At 68.4% G+C, this 15153-nt stretch carries 17 protein-coding genes; 7 read left to right on the top strand and 10 right to left on the bottom strand.

Annotation, left to right across the window (positions count from 1 at the left end; all coding sequences use genetic code 11):
* Positions 1–17: 17 nt before the first annotated feature.
* Positions 18–1451: an MFS transporter gene (locus VMT40_RS27445; RefSeq protein ID WP_326361774.1), complete on the top strand. Its 1434-nt coding sequence runs from the start codon at positions 18–20 to the stop codon at positions 1449–1451.
* On the opposite strand, the gene VMT40_RS27440 is transcribed toward VMT40_RS27445, so the two are convergent.
* From VMT40_RS27440 to VMT40_RS27430, 3 genes are all read right to left on the bottom strand, one after another.
* Positions 1436–2911 carry a bifunctional phosphatase PAP2/diacylglycerol kinase family protein gene (locus tag VMT40_RS27440; RefSeq protein WP_326361658.1) on the bottom strand — a complete coding sequence of 492 codons (1476 nt, stop codon included), beginning with the start codon at positions 2909–2911 and terminating at the stop codon, positions 1436–1438. The two genes, VMT40_RS27445 and VMT40_RS27440, sit on opposite strands and share 16 nt — an antisense overlap.
* A gap of 41 nt (positions 2912–2952) precedes the next feature.
* Positions 2953–3837 carry an aromatic prenyltransferase gene (locus VMT40_RS27435; protein ID WP_326361657.1) on the bottom strand — a complete coding sequence of 295 codons (885 nt, stop codon included), beginning with the start codon at positions 3835–3837 and terminating at the stop codon, positions 2953–2955.
* Between the two features lie 122 nt (positions 3838–3959).
* The gene (locus VMT40_RS27430; RefSeq protein ID WP_326361656.1) at positions 3960–5333 is read right to left on the bottom strand and encodes an aspartate aminotransferase family protein; all 1374 of its coding nucleotides are present in this window, start codon (positions 5331–5333) and stop codon (positions 3960–3962) included.
* A 49-nt stretch (positions 5334–5382) separates the two neighbouring features.
* On the opposite strand from VMT40_RS27430, the gene VMT40_RS27425 reads away from it, so the two are divergent.
* The 3 genes from VMT40_RS27425 to VMT40_RS27415 all read left to right on the top strand — a co-directional run bounded on the left by VMT40_RS27425 (position 5383) and on the right by VMT40_RS27415 (position 7905).
* Complete coding sequence (locus VMT40_RS27425) at positions 5383–6150, top strand: SDR family NAD(P)-dependent oxidoreductase (protein ID WP_326361655.1); 768 nt, start codon at positions 5383–5385, stop codon at positions 6148–6150.
* Positions 6151–6227: 77 nt separating this feature from the next.
* A complete protein-coding gene (locus tag VMT40_RS27420; protein ID WP_326361654.1) occupies positions 6228–6452 on the top strand; it encodes a hypothetical protein in 225 nt (74 codons plus the stop codon).
* Between the two features lie 52 nt (positions 6453–6504).
* Positions 6505–7905 (top strand): ABC1 kinase family protein, encoded by a 1401-nt coding sequence (locus tag VMT40_RS27415; RefSeq protein ID WP_326361653.1) that lies wholly within the window; start codon positions 6505–6507, stop codon positions 7903–7905.
* Here the strand turns inward: VMT40_RS27415 and VMT40_RS27410 are convergent.
* The 3 genes from VMT40_RS27410 to VMT40_RS27400 form a co-directional block, all read right to left on the bottom strand.
* Entirely contained in the window at positions 7902–8033 is a 132-nt protein-coding gene (locus VMT40_RS27410; protein ID WP_326361652.1) for a hypothetical protein, read from the bottom strand. The two genes, VMT40_RS27415 and VMT40_RS27410, sit on opposite strands and share 4 nt — an antisense overlap.
* An 86-nt stretch (positions 8034–8119) precedes the next feature.
* Positions 8120–8998: an SAM-dependent methyltransferase gene (locus VMT40_RS27405; RefSeq protein WP_326361651.1), complete on the bottom strand. Its 879-nt coding sequence runs from the start codon at positions 8996–8998 to the stop codon at positions 8120–8122.
* A 128-nt stretch (positions 8999–9126) separates the two neighbouring features.
* On the bottom strand, positions 9127–9720 hold the full coding sequence (locus VMT40_RS27400) for an Rv1733c family protein (protein WP_326361650.1): 594 nt from the start codon (positions 9718–9720) through the stop codon (positions 9127–9129).
* Positions 9721–9973: 253 nt separating this feature from the next.
* Here VMT40_RS27400 and pnuC point away from each other — a divergent pair, with 253 nt between their 5' ends.
* Positions 9974–10603 (top strand): nicotinamide riboside transporter PnuC, encoded by a 630-nt coding sequence (gene pnuC, locus VMT40_RS27395; protein ID WP_326361649.1) that lies wholly within the window; start codon positions 9974–9976, stop codon positions 10601–10603.
* 101 nt (positions 10604–10704) lie between these two features.
* Entirely contained in the window at positions 10705–11202 is a 498-nt protein-coding gene (locus tag VMT40_RS27390) for a helix-turn-helix domain-containing protein (protein WP_326361648.1), read from the top strand.
* A gap of 82 nt (positions 11203–11284) precedes the next feature.
* Here VMT40_RS27390 and VMT40_RS27385 read toward each other — a convergent pair whose 3' ends face one another.
* From VMT40_RS27385 to VMT40_RS27375, 3 genes are all read right to left on the bottom strand, one after another.
* A complete protein-coding gene (locus VMT40_RS27385; RefSeq protein ID WP_326361647.1) occupies positions 11285–12484 on the bottom strand; it encodes a L,D-transpeptidase in 1200 nt (399 codons plus the stop codon).
* Between the two features lie 142 nt (positions 12485–12626).
* Positions 12627–13205, bottom strand: coding sequence for a TetR/AcrR family transcriptional regulator (locus VMT40_RS27380; RefSeq protein WP_326361646.1), 579 nt, complete (start codon positions 13203–13205; stop codon positions 12627–12629).
* Between the two features lie 60 nt (positions 13206–13265).
* Positions 13266–13751 carry a hypothetical protein gene (locus tag VMT40_RS27375; protein ID WP_326361645.1) on the bottom strand — a complete coding sequence of 162 codons (486 nt, stop codon included), beginning with the start codon at positions 13749–13751 and terminating at the stop codon, positions 13266–13268.
* 303 nt (positions 13752–14054) lie between these two features.
* Between VMT40_RS27375 and VMT40_RS27370 the strand changes: the two genes are divergently transcribed.
* Positions 14055–14615 carry a cutinase family protein gene (locus VMT40_RS27370; RefSeq protein ID WP_326361644.1) on the top strand — a complete coding sequence of 187 codons (561 nt, stop codon included), beginning with the start codon at positions 14055–14057 and terminating at the stop codon, positions 14613–14615.
* A gap of 20 nt (positions 14616–14635) precedes the next feature.
* Here the strand turns inward: VMT40_RS27370 and VMT40_RS27365 are convergent, their stop codons facing one another.
* Positions 14636–15070, bottom strand: coding sequence for a hypothetical protein (locus VMT40_RS27365; protein WP_326361643.1), 435 nt, complete (start codon positions 15068–15070; stop codon positions 14636–14638).
* Positions 15071–15153 lie beyond the last annotated feature (83 nt).

Here is a 15153-nt window from a genome sequence, read left to right as displayed (position 1 = left end):
AGAATTCCTTGTCATCCATGCTTTCCGCGGACACCGCCGTCGCGAGTGTCTCCGCACCCCCGCGGCGCCGGTCGGGCATCGTCCTGCTCACGCTGCTGACCTGCCAATTGATGATCGTCCTCGACATCACCGTCATGAATGTCGCGCTCCCGCGCATCCAGACCGACCTGCACTTCAGCGCCACCGGGCTGTCGTGGGTCATGAACTCCTACAGCCTGGTCTTCGGCGGCTTGCTGCTGCTGGGCGGGCGAGCCGGTGACCTGTTCGGGCGGCGCGCCCTGTTCATCGCCGGGACGGGCCTGTTCACTCTCGCCTCGCTGGCGGGCGGGCTCGCGCCCAGCGCGGGCTGGCTGCTCGTCGCGCGGGTCCTGCAGGGCGTGGGCGGTGCCATGGCCGGGCCCAATACCCTCGCGCTGCTGACCACCACGTTCCAGGATCCGAAGGCTCGAATTCGGGTGCTGGCCTGGTTCTCCGGCGTCTCGAGCGCGGGTTTCGCCATCGGCCTGATCGTCGGCGGCCTGCTCACCGAGTGGCTGAGCTGGCGCTCGGTGCTGTTCATCAATGTGCCGTTCGGCCTGGCGGTCGTGATCTGCTCGCTGCTGTATCTGCCTGTCGCGGAACGGGAGTCGGCTCACCTCGACCTGCCCGGGGCGATCACCGCGACCGGCGGGGTGGCCGCCCTGGTCTACGGTTTCATCAGCGCCGCCTCGCACGGCTGGTCGGCCGCGAGCACCGATATCAGCCTGGCCGTGGGCGCGGTCCTGATCGCGGCGTTCCTGGCCATCGAATCCCGCACGGCGCAACCGCTGCTGCCGCTGCACCTGTTCGTCGACCGCAATCGGGCCGCCGCCTACGCTAATATCTTCCTGGTTCCCATGGCGGGCATGTCGATGTTCTTCTTCCTCACCCAGTTCCTGCAGGAGATCCTCGGATTGAGCGCCCTGGCAACCGGTTTCGCGTTCCTGCCCACCGCGCTGCTGATGTTCACCACCATTCGCCTGATCCCGCGACTGCTCCCGCGCTTCGGCCCGCGACCGCTCACCGTGGCCGGTGCGGCCAGCCTGATCGCGGGTCTGGTCCTGCTGACTCGACTCAGCGAGACCACCGCCTATTTCCCGCTGCTGTTCCTGGCGATGATCCTGATCGGTTGCGGCATCGGGCTTTCGGTCTCGCCCCTGAACGTGGTCATCATGTCCACCGTCGAGCCGCACGAGGCCGGGGCCGCCGGTGGTGCGCTGCAGACCCTGCAGCAGACCGGTGCCTCCCTCGGTCTGGCCATCATGGTCACCATCTTCGGCACCGCGGCGCGGAGCGCGGGCGGGTCTCCCGTGCACGCCATGGTCTCCGGCATGACGACCGCGTTCGCCTCCGCCGCGGCCGTCGCGGCCCTGGCGCTGGCCGTCGCCCTCACCTTTCGACGGCCGACGGCAGGCGGTCAGGTCGCCCGATAGACGGTGAGTCGCCCCGCGAGCCGGAAGTGGAGAGTGGTTGTGGTGCCGATCATTTCACCATCGGCGGTCAGGTTCTGGCGGGGCGAGAGGCGCAGCCGCAACTCCGACGCCAGGCGTTCGCCGTAGGCGGGCGTGCGGTCCAGGGTGGCCAGCAGGACCGCCAGCGCGGTCCGGGTGCGCGACCAGGGCAGATCCGCGCGCAGCCAGCGAATGTCGAACAGCCCGGAGGTGAGGTCGTCGCGGAAGGCCGGTACCGCGCCGTGCGGATGGTAGCCGCCATTGCCGATGAACAACGACCACAACCACAGTCGTCGCCCGTCCATGTGCACCTCGAAGGGCCGGGCGCGGCGGGTGGCCACCACGAGGGCGGCCGCGAAGGCGGGCCACTTGCCACACCGCGACTCCCACTTCCGGCGCAGCCGCACCACATCCGGGTAGATGCCCAGACCGGCGGTATTGATGAATTGCTCGCTGCGGGCACCCTTGTCGTCATCGAAGTCGACGTGCGCGATATCGACGGCGACGGCGGATCCGGAGCGCAGGGCCTCGACGGTGTCGTCGAGGCCCAGCACGCCCAGATCGCGGGCGAAGTGGTTGAGGGTGCCGGTCGGAATCACGGCCAGGGGCAGGCCGTGGCGCAGGGCGAAGGTGGCCGCGGCCGCCACGGTGCCGTCGCCGCCCGCGACACCCAGGGCCGTAATCGGTTCGGACAGTTGGCGAATCGTCTCGTCGAGGCGGTCGGCCGGATCGCCGTCGGGTTCGGTGTGCACGAGGAGCGCGGCCGGAAGCGCCTCGGCGATCTCGGCGGTGACATCGACGGCCGGATTCCCGGCCGCCGGATTCACCAGCACCACCATGCCTTTGCCCTCGACCGAGCAGGGCGCGTCGCGCACGGCGCGGGCGTGCGCCGCCCCCTTGGGCCGGGCTGGCCACCAATGCCGGGTCGCCAGTGCGAATCCCGATCCCACGGCCGCGCCCGCGACCACATCGCTGCCCCAGTGCACGCCGGTGTGGATTCGCGAGTAGGCGACCACGGCGGCCAAGGGCGCGAGAACCCGTGCGGCCCGCGGATTCTCGAGCGCGACCGCGGTGGCGAAGGCGGCCGCGGCCGCACTGTGCCCGGAGGGAAACGACGACGACCGCGGCCGCGGTGTCAGCCTGCGGCGGACGGGCAGCAACTCGGCCGCCGGTCGACGGCGTCCGATGATCGGCTTGAGCACCGAATTGACGAGCACGCTCGCACCCGTCAGCGCCGCGACCCCACGCACCGCGGCCCGCCGCGGCGACCCCTTGCGCGTGGCGAGCACCCCCGCCGACACCAGCCACAACAGGCCGAAATCCGCGCTGCGCGTCACTCGGAGCAGCATCACATCCGCCCGGGAGGGCGGAATCTCCGCGATCGCCGCGGTGATCGCCCGATCGAACCGCCCAACCCGCCGAAACCCCGATCTCGCCGTCATGATGTTGGTTTTACCCGCCCGGCGGCGCGAAAACCGCGGGGCTAGTTCATGCGTGGCAGCATGCCGTCGGGCAGCCGGACGGTGGCGACGGCCGTGTAGTCGGTCTGGATCTTGTAGTAGCGGTCGTCGGGGCCGTAGGCGGCATAGAAGGTGAAGCCGCGGTCGCCGGTGCCCGCGTACGGTGCCCCGGCCACGAAACGGTCCAGGACCGGATCGAGGCCGCGCGGGAAGGTGGCGGCCTGATAGCGCACCGGGAAGCAGATGCGGCGCATGTGCGGATCGGTCCAGGAGAAGGTGCGGTACAGGTTGAAGGTCTGGGAGAGCAACTCCAGTTCCCGGGCGGTCGCGGCGACGAAGCCGAGATCGGACAGGATGGTGGTGATGTCGGCGGTGGTGAGTCGGCCCGGCGGCAGCACCTGCGAGTACAGATTCACGGTGCCATTGCGGAAATCCAGTGCGACGATGGCGATTTCGCCGCCGTACGCCCGCAGATGCCCGGCGTGGGCGTGCACCGATTTCGGGATGCCCGGCAGATCCAGGATCTCGTCCACGCCGAATGGTCGCGCGGGCAGCATCCAGATCTTCTCGAGACCGCGGTTCACCCCGGCGTCGACGCCGTAGAGCACCGGTACCGCGGCCGGGATGTCGATCAGCAAGCTCTCCATGGGATGTCCGGTGAACTCGAGCAGCCCGGCGTGGAGCAGCGGCGGCACCGGATTGTCACCGGAGCTCATGAAGCGCACATTGAGTTCGCGGCGCGCGACCGGATGGGTGGTGGTGCGCACCCCGATCAGGGACGTGGTCCACTGCGGCTCGAGCGCCTCGAGGATCGGATCGACGACGGTCGGGTCGTAGTCGACCTCGGCGAGCCGAGCGAATTCCCGGAGATCTCGCCGAAGTTGGTCAAGGGTCACCACAGTGGACATTTCGACCATCACCTCGCACATCGACCGGCCGAGCAGACGAGAGGGAGCGTCGCTCAGGATAGACCGATCGGCGTACGTCGCGGACCGAGTTCGCCGACCTCTTACGGGTACTCGGCGAACCTTCAGCGCTGCACCGCTCGCGCGATCAAGGTCCGGCCGAATTCCCACGGCAGGCCGCCGGGTGTGGTGGCGTCGTCGAGCACATCGGCCAGCGCCGTCACGAACCGCGCCACCTCGTGCTCGCCAATGATCAATGGCGGCAGCAGTTTGATGACCTCCATGTGATCGCCGGAGACCTGGGTGAGAATGCGATGGCGGTGGAACAGGCCCGCGACGATCATCTGCGCGAACAGTCCCACGCGAGCCTTTCGCAGCATCGACCAGACCGCTCGATCACGGCGCGCGACGGGGCGGGTGAATTCGAGGCCGATCATGAGTCCCCGGCCGCGCACCTCGCCGAGAACGTCGTATCGCGTGCTCAAATCGGTGAGGGCCGTGCGCAATTGCGCGCCCACCCGGGCGGCATTGCCCGCTAGGTCCTCCGCGTCCAGCACCGAGAGCATCGCCAGCCCCGCCGCCATCGCCAGGGTGCCGCCCTTGAAGGTGCTGCTGTGCACCATGACTCGATCCATCGAGGAGTACACCGATCCGAAGACCCGCTCGGTGGCCAGCATCGCCCCGACCGGAACATAGCCTCCCGACAGGGCTTTGGCGAGGGTGACGATATCGGGTCGCACGGGCTCGGTCTGATAGGCGAGGAAGGTGCCGGTGCGCCCCAGCCCCGTCTGGACCTCGTCGCAAATCAGCAGCGCACCGTGGGCGTGCAGCAGTTCGGCCGCGGCGGTGAGGTATCCGGCGGGCGGTATGGCCATGCCGTGTCCCTGAATGGGTTCGACAATGAGCGCGGCGACATCGCCCGCGCGTAATTCGGAGGCCAGCGCGTCGAGGTCGCCGAACCGGATTCGAGTGCCCGGCAGCAAGGAGCCGAAGCCGTCCCGGAACTCGGCGCTGCCGTTGGCCGACAGCGCGCCCAGGCTCAGTCCGTGAAAACCCGTGTCGCAAAAGAGAATGCGACTGCGGCCGGTCGCGTGCCGGGCGAACTTGAGCGCGGCCTCCACCGCCTCGGCGCCGCTGTTGCAGAAGAACACCCGGTCCAGCCCGGGCGTGCGGGCGAGGAGACGCTCGGCGAGCAACCCGGGCAGCGGCGGGCAGTCGAACTGCACCCATTCGGCCAATCCCGCGTCCAGGGCGTCGTGCAGTGCCTTCCGCACGACGGGGTGATTGCGTCCGGCCGCGAAAACCCCGAATCCGGACAGGAAGTCGAGATAGTCCCGGCCGTCCTCGTCGAACAGGTACGCGCCCTCGGCCCGCGTATACGTCTTGTCGAATCCAATGGCGCGCAACACCTTCGGCTGCTGCGGATTCAGATACCGCTCGTGCAGCGCGAACGACTCCCCGCGCCGCGCCGCCAGCAATTCGGACAGGTCGAAGTCCATGCCTGCGCATTGTCCTCCGAAATCGGTGCGCTCGTACCATGATCGGAGGGTGCGAATCGAAGGGGCGGTGGCACTGGTCACCGGCGGATCGACCGGAATCGGCGCGGCCACCGCCGAACGGCTCGTGGCGCGCGGGGCCCGCGTCCTGGTGCACGGACACCTCGCCGCGGAGGTCGAGGAGACCGCCGACCGGCTGGGCGCGCTGGGCCTGGTGGCGGATTTCGCGAAACCGGAACAGCGCGCGGCCCTGGTCTCCGCGGCGCTGGCGGCCTACGGTCGGGTCGACATCCTGGTCGCCAATGCCGGACTGGGCTGGTCGGGCCCGTTCACCGCGATGCCGCCGGATCATCTGCATCGCGTCCTGGACGTCAATCTCGTCGGGCACCTGGAACTGACCCGCCTGCTCCTGCCCGCGATGGTCGAACGGGGCAGCGGCAGTGTGTGTTTCGTCAGCTCGATCGCGGGCTGCCTCGGCGTCGCGGGGGAGGCGGTGTACGCGGCCGCCAAGGCCGGACTCGATCTGTTCGCCGAAAGCCTGCGCCTCGAGGCCGCCGGATCCGGCGTCGATATCGGCGTGGTGGTCCCCGCCGCGGTCCGCACCGGCTTCTTCACAGCCCGCGGCCGCCCCTACGGCCGCTCCCTGCCCCGCCCGGTCGCGCCCGAGACCATCGCCGACGCGATAGTCCGCGTGATCGAGCGTGGTCGTGCGGAAAGCTGGGTGCCGCGCTGGCTTCGCGTGGCCGCCGCGGCCCGCACCCTCACCCCTGCGGGTTACCGCCTGCTGTCCCGCCGTTTCGGTGAGCCGATCCGGCTCTGACCCGGGCAAATAAGACCGATCGGTACGCTGTCTGGATGCGCTTTCGTTTCGTGTCAACGACTCGAGGAGGCACGTCCATGAGAACCAAGAAACCGCTGGTGGCCGCGCTGACCGCGGTCTACGTTCTCGCCGGGATCTGCACGGCCGGTGCCGCGGTCGCCGACCCGACGACACCCGATCCGGGAACCGATACCTCGCTCTGCCCGTACCCGGACGTCAACAACCCGAACTGCACGCAGTTCCCCGACGACCACGATGGCGTCGGCGACTCCGACGATCACCCCGGAGGCCACGGCCGCTGACCGATCGGCATGTGCCAGACTGCAGACCGCAGAAACGGTGGGTGGTGTGGACATGACCGATTCGGGTTCGGGGGAAGCGGTGGCACGGGTGATCCCGTTCCCCGCGACGGCGCGGCCGGTGCCGACGAGCCGTCTGGTGCGCGATACCAAGCTGGCCGGTATCCCGGTCGCGTACATGGGGCGTCGGATGGCGGGGCGGGGACGACGGATGCTGGGGCGTCCGGCCGCGGAGGTGGAGCGCGACATTCAATTGCGCACCGCGCAGCATTTGTTCGAGGTGCTCGGGGAGTTGCGCGGTTGCGCGGCCAAGGTCGGTCAGATGGCCGGGGTCTATCGCGCGGTGCTGCCGCTCGACCTGGCGGGCGAGGGCTTCGCGGAACTGGCCGGGGACGCCCTGAGCCGATTGCAGGATTCGGTGCCGCCGATGCTGCCCGCCCTCGTGCATCAGGTGCTGGCGGCGAATCTCGGGCCCGGCTGGCGGACCCGGTTCCGGGAATTCGACGATCGCCCGGCGGCGGCCGCGTCGCTGGGGCAGGTGCATCGCGCGGTGTGGCACGACGGTCGCGCGGTGGCCGTGAAAGTGATGTATCCCGGTGCGCGCGCGGCCGTCGAGGCGGATCTGCGCATGCTGCGCGGCATGTCGGGCATTATCGGCGCGCTCATGCCCGGGGCGGATGTGCGGGCCGTGGTGAGCATGGTGTGCGCCATCGTCGGCGACGAACTCGACTACCACCGCGAGGGCAAACATCAGCAGATCATGGCCGACACCTTCGCCGATGATCCGGAATTCCTGGTGCCCAACGTCATCGAGCACGCCGACGAGGTGCTGATCAGCGAATGGGTGGACGGGACGCCGCTGAGCGCGGTGATCGCCAGCGGCAGCCCGGAACAGCGCAGCCGGGCCGGGCTGGCGATCCTGCGATTCATCGAATCCAGCCGGGTCCGTAGCGGATTGCACTACAGCGACGTGCATCCCGGCAACTTCCTGATCCTTCCGGACGGCCGTCTCGGCATCGTCGACTTCGGCGCGTGCGCCGCCCCGCCGCCGCATCTGGAACGCACCGTCGCCGAGCTCGGTGAGGCGCTCTACAACGGCACCCCCGCCGAGCTGGAGTCGGCCCTGCGCGCACACGGATTCGTCCGTCCCGGACAGGATTTCGACGTCGACGAGTTCATCCGGCTCGCGCGACCGTTCCTGGAGATCCTGCTGCGCGAAGACTTTCGGCTCACTCAGGAATGGGTTCGTGAGCAGTCACGCGCGCTGCTGCGCATTCGCCTGTCCAACGTCTTCCGCCAGATGACACTGCCACCCGAACTGACCGCCGTCGCCCGCTCGGCCACCACGACCATGGGCGTGCTGTGTCAACTGGGCACCCACGGACCCATTCGGGACGAATTCCTTTCCTGGTGGCCCGGATTGGCGGCCGTGATCCGGCGTTACGAATCGACCTAGCGCCCGGGGCGATACAGCCCGCGTCGACGTCGGGAGCGCAGGGCGAGGCCGAGGCTCAACTGCAGTGCGCGCGGGTAGACCAGGAGTGCGGTGGCGCGGCGACGGGCGGCGCGGGTCTGTGCGTTCATTCGTGTTCTCCATCCTGGATCGGTGTGCAGGATTCGAGCCGAATGTCCCGATAGTAATCGGACGCGGTGCCCGCGCCGCGCCGAGGTCAGGGCCGGGTGACGGTGACCAGGCTGATCAGCGACTGTTGCTGCGGGCCCGCGCCGGTCGGGGTCTGGCCGAGATCGCGAATGTAGTCGGTCAGGTGCACCCGCTCGCCGGTCCATCCGCGTCCCGCGAACCACTCCACGGAGTCGGTGCGCGGCTCGTTGTAGATCATCGACACCCACTCCGACCCGGAGTCGTCGCCCTCGGACATGGCGGCCACGGCCTCCGCGGGCAGCGGATCCATCTGCTCGATGGCGACCCGGCTGCCGGGTGCGCTGAGCGCGGCGATGGCGTCGAAGAGCTGATCCTGTGCGGCGGGGGTCAGGTAGATCAGCAGGCCTTCGACCAGCCAGGCGGTCGCCGCGTCGGGATCGAAACCGGCCTCGCGCAGGGCCTTCGGCCAGTCCTCGCGCAGGTCCACCGCCACCTCGTGGCGTTCGGCGGTCGGCTTGTGCCCGGCGGCGGTGAGGGTGTCGCGTTTGAAGGCCAGCACCTGTGGCTGGTCCAGTTCGTAGAGCACGGTGCCGTCGGGCCAGGGGAGTCGGTAGGCGCGGGAGTCCAGCCCGGCCGCCAGGATCACGACCTGACGGATGCCCGCCGCGGCGGCCGCGGTCATGAAGTCGTCGAAGTATCGCGTCCGCGTGATCTGATGCTGCTGGAACTGCGCGCCGAAATCCGGTGTCAGCAGCGGATGTTCGGGCGCGCGGCCCTCGAGCAGATCGATCCACTCCGGGCCCGCCGCCCGGACGAACAGTTCGGCGAACTCGTCGTGCGCCGGTGCGTCGGGCGCGCGTCCGGCCAGGGCGCGGGCGGCGGCCACGAACAAGGCGGTGGATCCGACACTCGTCTTGATGTCCCAGGAATCGTCATCGGTACGCATGATCGCCAACGTACTCACGGCCGTGGGGTCCGTCATCCCGGCTCGGCGTGCGCGCGAGAATCCTCCACCGATGGGCGGCCGAACGAGATTTCACTCCATCACACGCTGGTTGGGGGTTTGGAAAGCGTCTAATGGTCATGGCCGATACTTCGCCCGAGACCCTGCCATTCGCGTCCCCACTCGGATTCGCGGCGGCGCTTCAGCACGCGATGGCCGCCCCAGATCAGCATGCTCGCCGAGTACCAGGTGCCGAGCACCGTGAGCAGGGCGATATCGAGACCCTGTGCGTCGGCATTGCGCAGGGAACGCGGCGCGCCGGTGGGGTGGCCGTTGCGGTTGAGCCAGATGCCGACGGAGTCACCGGATTTCACGGTATCGGGAACCTCGATCGTGGCGGTTCCGGTGTGGCCGAGTTGATTCCATCGGACCGGGGCGCGAGGCTGACCCGGCGGCGCGCCGTCGCCGGTGGAAGGGCGGACGGGGTCGCCGGTGAGGGTGGCCGTGACCCGGACCTTGCTCGCATTGTCGAGGCGAATGCGCTCCGCGGCCGCGTGTGTCGCGTCGTTGCCCCAGGCCGCCGCCAACGGCAGGACGGCCACGGCCACGAGCAACGCGAGGATCCACAGGCAGCCCTCGAGTCGATCCAGCGGCCGCATCAGGGGATTGCGGCTCCACGGGGCGGTACGCAGGGTGCGGCGCAGTATCGAAGGGGGGCGTCTCATGACCATTGCGGGTTCGGGTTCGGAATCGGTTCCGGCGGTTGGGGATACGGCATCGGGTCGGGCGGTTCGGGGACGGGCGGTCCCGGTGACGGGAACGGTGTCGGTGGTTGCGGGGTCGGGACGGGTTCGTCGGGCCGCCGCGGTGGCCGCGGCTCGGGCGGTTCGACCGGCGGCACCGTGGCGGTGGGCGTGATCGTGTGAGTCATATCGAGCGCTTACCCCCTCCGGCGGGCGATATGGCACGGTGGTTCGCGTGAACGCCGCATTCGACCTGCTCGGAGAGCACATTCTGTGGACCGACGCCATCGGCAACGTGCTGTCGCTGGCGGTGGTGTGGCTGGCCATGCGCAAGACGGTGTGGACCTGGCCGGTCCAACTGGTCGGCGCGGTGCTGTTGCTGGTGGCGTCGATTCACGCGCACGTGCCCGGAAACGCGCTCAAGCAGCTGCTGTTCATCGTCCTCGCGGGCTACGGCTGGCTGGCCTGGACCCGTGGCACCCGCGATCATCAGGCGCTGATGGTCCGCCCGGCGTCCCGCCGGGAACGCCTGACCCTGTTGGCGGTCTTGGCAATCGGGACCGCGGCGGTCGCCGAGGCCTTCGCGCACCTGCCGTGGCTGCACATCGCGTGGTCGCCGTGGGCCAATGCGTACGTCTTCGTCGGCAGCGCCATCGCCACCTTCGCCCAGAGCCGCGCTCTCACCGACTTCTGGATCGTGTGGATGCTGGTCGATCTGGTCGGCGTCCCGTTGGCCCTGAAATCCGGTCTGTACGCCTCGGGCGCGGTCTACGGCGTCTTCTTCGTCCTCGTCCTGCTCGGCTACTACCGCTGGCGTCGCGAATACCGCACCCGCCGAGCAACCGTGGCCGCCGCGCCCGCCTGAGGCGCGCCGAAGTGTGCGGATCGCCCGGGATTCCAGCCAACCTGTGGCAACCTTTCCGAGGTTTCTTATGACGGTTGGGCTCGTGGATCGAGGAGCGGTATATGGCGAAAATGGGTAGGCGGAAGCGGTCCCGACTGATCACGCAGGGACTGATCACTTCCGGAAAGACGAAGCCGCAGGTCGCTGAGGCGAAGTCGGCCGAGGCCAAGGTCGCCGCGGCGGAGCAGGCGACGGGCGCGAAGGCGGCCGTGAAGGCGGAGGCCGTGGCTAAGCCGAAAGCCGCGGCGAAGGCGAATGCGAATGCGGCAGCGAAGGCGAGTGCGGCGGCGAAGCCGAGTGCCACGCCGGGCGCGCCGGATCTCCAGGCGCTCGCGGACCGGGTCAAGGCGCGGCGCAAGGAGAACGGCTGGACGCAGGCCGATGTGGCGAAGCAGGGTGGCCCATCGGCCGGGGCGATCAGTCAGATCGAGCGGTGCCTGATGGAGTCGCCCGCCGAGGATGTGCTGGCCAAGCTGGACGCCGGGCTGGAATGGCCCGCGGGGACCGCCGGTGCCATCCTCGCGGGCACCGCGGGCGAATTGGTGGGCAGCGCGCGCTAGTTCGCGCGAGCCGTATCCGAAGGCCGAGCCGTACCCGAAAGTCAAGGCCCCGACCGGGATTCGGTCGGGGCCCGGCTTGCGGTCAGCCGCGGGCGGAACCGTGCAGCCACTCGGGCCAGGGGATGGTCCAGTCGCCGTTCTGCCAGATGTCGAGGGGGTCGCCGCCGGTATTGCGGACCTCCACGACGTCGCCGGGGATGACGTAGTCGTAGAACCACGCGGCGTCGGCGGGGGAGATATTGAGGCAGCCGTGGGAGACGTCGGTATTGCCCTGGGCCCACATGCTTTCGGCCAGCTCGTGGACGTAGATGCCGTCGTGGCTGATGCGCACGGCCTTGTTGATGCTGGTGCGGTAGCCGAGGCGGGAACTGGTGGGCAGACCGTAGCTGGCCGAGTCCATGATGACCGGGTCCTTGCGGTCCAGGACGGTGTAGACGCCGGGGCGGGTCCAGAAGGACAGGGTGCGGCCGCCGATGACCGCGGTGCCGCCCATGCCCATGGAGGTCGGCATGGTGCGCACCAGGTTTCCGTTCTCGAAGACCTCGATCTGTTTGGTGTCGTCGTCGGCGATGGCGACGTGGGCGGGGCCGATGGTGATCGAAATCCGTTGGTCGCGTTGGCCGTACGCGCCGTCGCCGAGGGGCATGCCGAACAGGTTGGCGGAGACGGTGATTCGGGTTCCGGGGGCGTGGTAGTGCTCGGGTCGCCAGTGGGCGTTCTGGTCGTCGAGCCAGTACCACGCACCGGTGGCGGCGGGTTCGGTGACGACCTGCAGGCAGGGTTCGGCGGCGGCGCGGTCGATGGGCTCGTCGAAGTGGGCGACGAGGACGAAACCCACGCCGTAGACGTCGTTTTCGGCTATCTCGTTCAGGTTCGACGAGCGCAGGGAGACGTCGACGAGGCGATCTGGATCGACGGTCGTGCAGGTGGTGGTGGCGGTGATGTCGCCGGTCGCGCCGTGCGCCACCGCCTTCGCGGTGTAGGTGTGGCCGTATCCGAGCGGTTCGGAGCTCGTCCAGGTGCGGTGGTCGGGTGCCTGGATGCCCGGTAGCGCCCTGCCGGTTTCGTCGATCCACTCGACGGAGGTCAGGGTGCCGTTGGTGACCGTGATCAGCCCGGGTCTGCGTGGTTCGACAGGGATCGGGCCGGGCGCGGGATCGAATCGGATGACCGCGGGTTGGGGTGGCTTGGCGGGTTTCGCGTCCTGTCGGCCGCATCCGGCCAGGGCGAGGCCGCCCACACCGGCAAACCCGAGCAGTAGCTCACGACGTCGTAAACCCACCGTGTGCCTCCCTTCGCACGTGCCCACGACTGTGAGGACCCGTCTCAGCCTGGGGCAGGGAGGTGCCGGACGCGGTGCGGACAGGCCGGGCCTGAACCGATCCGTCGTCCAACTGTCACCATTCCTCGATCAACCACGACGGTCAGTCGGGGTAGGACGGCCAGTTCGACAGTGATTGATGCAGTGCGTCGACAATGTGCGGCCAGGAGTCCGCGCTCGCGCGCGAGTGCGCGAAACCGCCCGCGGCCTCCAGCGTGGCGAACCCGTGAAAAGTGCTGCGCAGCAGGCGCGCCGCATCCAACCCCTCGCGCTCGCCCAGCCCGTAGCCGCGCAGGATGGCCCCGGTCAACTCGATACTGCGCAGCAGCACGGGCTCACCGGCCACCTCGGCCGGATCCATGCGAATCTGCGTGGCCGCGTACCGCTCCGGATATTCGAGCACATAGGCGCGATAGGCATCGGCGAACGCGACCAGCGCATCCTTCCCGGCCCGCCCCGCCACCGCCGCCCCGATCCGATCATTGAGCTCGCCACTGGCCAACAGCGCCACCCGAACCCGCAGATCATGCAGGTTCCGCACATGCACGTACAGGCTCGGATCCTTCACCCCGACCCGCCGAGCGAGCGCCGACAATGTCAGCTTCTCGAACCCGATCTCATCGGCGAGTTCCGCCGCCGCCCGAACCACCCGCTCGGTACTCAACCCGACCCGCGGCGACATCCCGCTCCTTCCCGCCACACCTCGACCAGAACCTAATCATCATAGGTTCGAGCCCCCGACCTACCCCCGGCCGCTCTCGCTGATCCGCAGAACCTTGTCGGTCAAATGCACCCGCCGCACCGTGAACGCCAACGCGACAGCCGCCGCCACCACGATCAACCCCACCGCGACCACCCCCGGCCACTCCATCACCTCGACCAGTTCCACGGCCTCCTTCACCCCGATCAGCGCCGCACCCCCACCCACCACGAACCATCCCGCCGCCTTGTTCGAGTACGTCACGAACTCCACCCGCTGCCGTTCCGACAACGCCTCCAAAACCTGCCGCTGCCAAGCACTCTCACTCCGCCGCGTCTTCACGAACGCAACGGGCGGTATCAGCCACCACCACGGCGAAACCCGGGGATGCGGCATCCCTCCGATCCGTTCCCTGATCTCCGCCGTATTGATCCCCAACTCTCCCAACTCGACCGCCCCCTGATACATGGGCCCGGCCACCAAAACCCAAGCCCCCACAAACCCACACCACGCCGCCACAACCTCCATTCCCGCATTATCTGCACCACCCTCCCGCCGACCCCACATCCCGCCTCGCAACGCGTGTCGAGCTGTCAATGCCGGGCAAGCGGGTGGGGAACCGGGGACGCGGGCCGCTGACATCGCGAAACGGCCTACAAAAACGGGGTGGTTGTAACTGTTTCAACAGAAGTGAAGAACGCCAGCAATTGCTGGGTACATGTTGCGCAAGCCGGGCGGGCCCCGGAGGCAAGTACGTAGAGAAAGTTTACGACCATGCGTAGAGCAACGGCGCTCTTCGCCGCATTACTGTTGGCACTCCTCTTTTCCACCATGACACACCTGACGGCTCCGAAGGCCAATGCCGATGACTGCACCGGTGATTGGGCGATCGGCATCGGCGGACTCGGCGACAACACGTCGTCGATCTTCGCTCCGTATGTGAACCAGCCCGTCGGATACAACTCCGCCGACCCGATGTCGGGGTTGAACGAACTCGACCGGCTGTTCTGGCAGCACCGCAATGATTGCCCCGATGACCACATTCGGATCATCGGCCACAGCGAGGGCGCGGGAATCGTGCACGCCTGGGTCACCGCACACCAGGATGTCGATAACGCGAATGCCATTCTGCTGTCGGATCCCAAGCGGGCCGCGGGCCCGGGCGGACCGGGTCTTTCCGCGACGCCCGGCAGCGGCATCATCGGCTATCCCCTTGCGGGCGTCGATGATTGGTTCGGCGGCTTCCCGGTCCTGTCCGTGTGCAATAGCGACGACCAGATCTGCGACACCGACGCGGGCTGGTGGGGTTACCTCTTCGGGGGAGCGCATAGTCGTTACGATTTCAATGTCTGGGACTACGGTGACTGGGATTCCGGCGTCTGGCTCCGGTAATCGATCGAATCCGAAGGGGATCAGTAGCCGAAAGGCACTGGTCCCCTTTGGCTGAACCCGTGCCCCATCGAACTACACACGGCCGAGCCATTGAAGGTGACCTGACAGGTCGCCCCGGCATAGGTGATGGAGTACCGCGGATCGTGTCCGCTCACCTGGGTGATGGCCGTCAAACCCGGATTCCCGCCCGGCAGCGTATGGCTGCCATTGGAGTTCCACTCCGGATGTGCGGGCGTGGCCGTCGAATCGATAACTATGGCAGGCACATTCGGGAATGGCACCTGCGCTCCGGCGTACAGCACATTCATGACGGCGGCCGGAACCGCGAGATCACAGCCCACCGCGCCGTTTCCGGCGATGGAGCAGTTCCACTGGTCGAGCGAAAAATACACGGCGTCCCCGACCTGAGCCGGACCGCCGGAGTCGTCGGCGTGCGCGCCGCCCGCTCCGAACAAACCGGCAACAATCCCGAGAATCCCCCCGCAAACCCATGCGGTAGTAACTTTCACAGACCTGGACACGGCATCTCCCTGATGCG

Origin of the sequence: Nocardia sp. CDC160 (assembly GCF_035818795.1) — a bacterium.
Classification (GTDB): Bacteria; Actinomycetota; Actinomycetes; order Mycobacteriales; family Mycobacteriaceae; genus Nocardia.
This window is presented reverse-complemented; position numbering and strand designations above follow the sequence as displayed.

Excerpts from the sequence above, each read along its gene's own strand:
- VMT40_RS27445 (WP_326361774.1), top strand. The coding sequence starts at position 18 with ATGCTTTCCGCGGACACCGCCGTCGCGAGTGTCTCCGCACCCCCGCGG.
- VMT40_RS27440 (WP_326361658.1), bottom strand. The coding sequence starts at position 2,911 with ATGACGGCGAGATCGGGGTTTCGGCGGGTTGGGCGGTTCGATCGGGCG.
- VMT40_RS27435 (WP_326361657.1), bottom strand. The coding sequence starts at position 3,837 with ATGTCCACTGTGGTGACCCTTGACCAACTTCGGCGAGATCTCCGGGAA.
- VMT40_RS27430 (WP_326361656.1), bottom strand. The coding sequence starts at position 5,333 with ATGGACTTCGACCTGTCCGAATTGCTGGCGGCGCGGCGCGGGGAGTCG.
- VMT40_RS27420 (WP_326361654.1), top strand. The coding sequence starts at position 6,228 with ATGAGAACCAAGAAACCGCTGGTGGCCGCGCTGACCGCGGTCTACGTT.
- VMT40_RS27415 (WP_326361653.1), top strand. The coding sequence starts at position 6,505 with ATGACCGATTCGGGTTCGGGGGAAGCGGTGGCACGGGTGATCCCGTTC.
- VMT40_RS27410 (WP_326361652.1), bottom strand. The coding sequence starts at position 8,033 with ATGAACGCACAGACCCGCGCCGCCCGTCGCCGCGCCACCGCACTCCTG.
- VMT40_RS27405 (WP_326361651.1), bottom strand. The coding sequence starts at position 8,998 with ATGCGTACCGATGACGATTCCTGGGACATCAAGACGAGTGTCGGATCC.
- VMT40_RS27400 (WP_326361650.1), bottom strand. The coding sequence starts at position 9,720 with ATGAGACGCCCCCCTTCGATACTGCGCCGCACCCTGCGTACCGCCCCG.
- VMT40_RS27390 (WP_326361648.1), top strand. The coding sequence starts at position 10,705 with ATGGCGAAAATGGGTAGGCGGAAGCGGTCCCGACTGATCACGCAGGGA.
- VMT40_RS27380 (WP_326361646.1), bottom strand. The coding sequence starts at position 13,205 with ATGTCGCCGCGGGTCGGGTTGAGTACCGAGCGGGTGGTTCGGGCGGCG.
- VMT40_RS27375 (WP_326361645.1), bottom strand. The coding sequence starts at position 13,751 with ATGGAGGTTGTGGCGGCGTGGTGTGGGTTTGTGGGGGCTTGGGTTTTG.
- VMT40_RS27370 (WP_326361644.1), top strand. The coding sequence starts at position 14,055 with ATGACACACCTGACGGCTCCGAAGGCCAATGCCGATGACTGCACCGGT.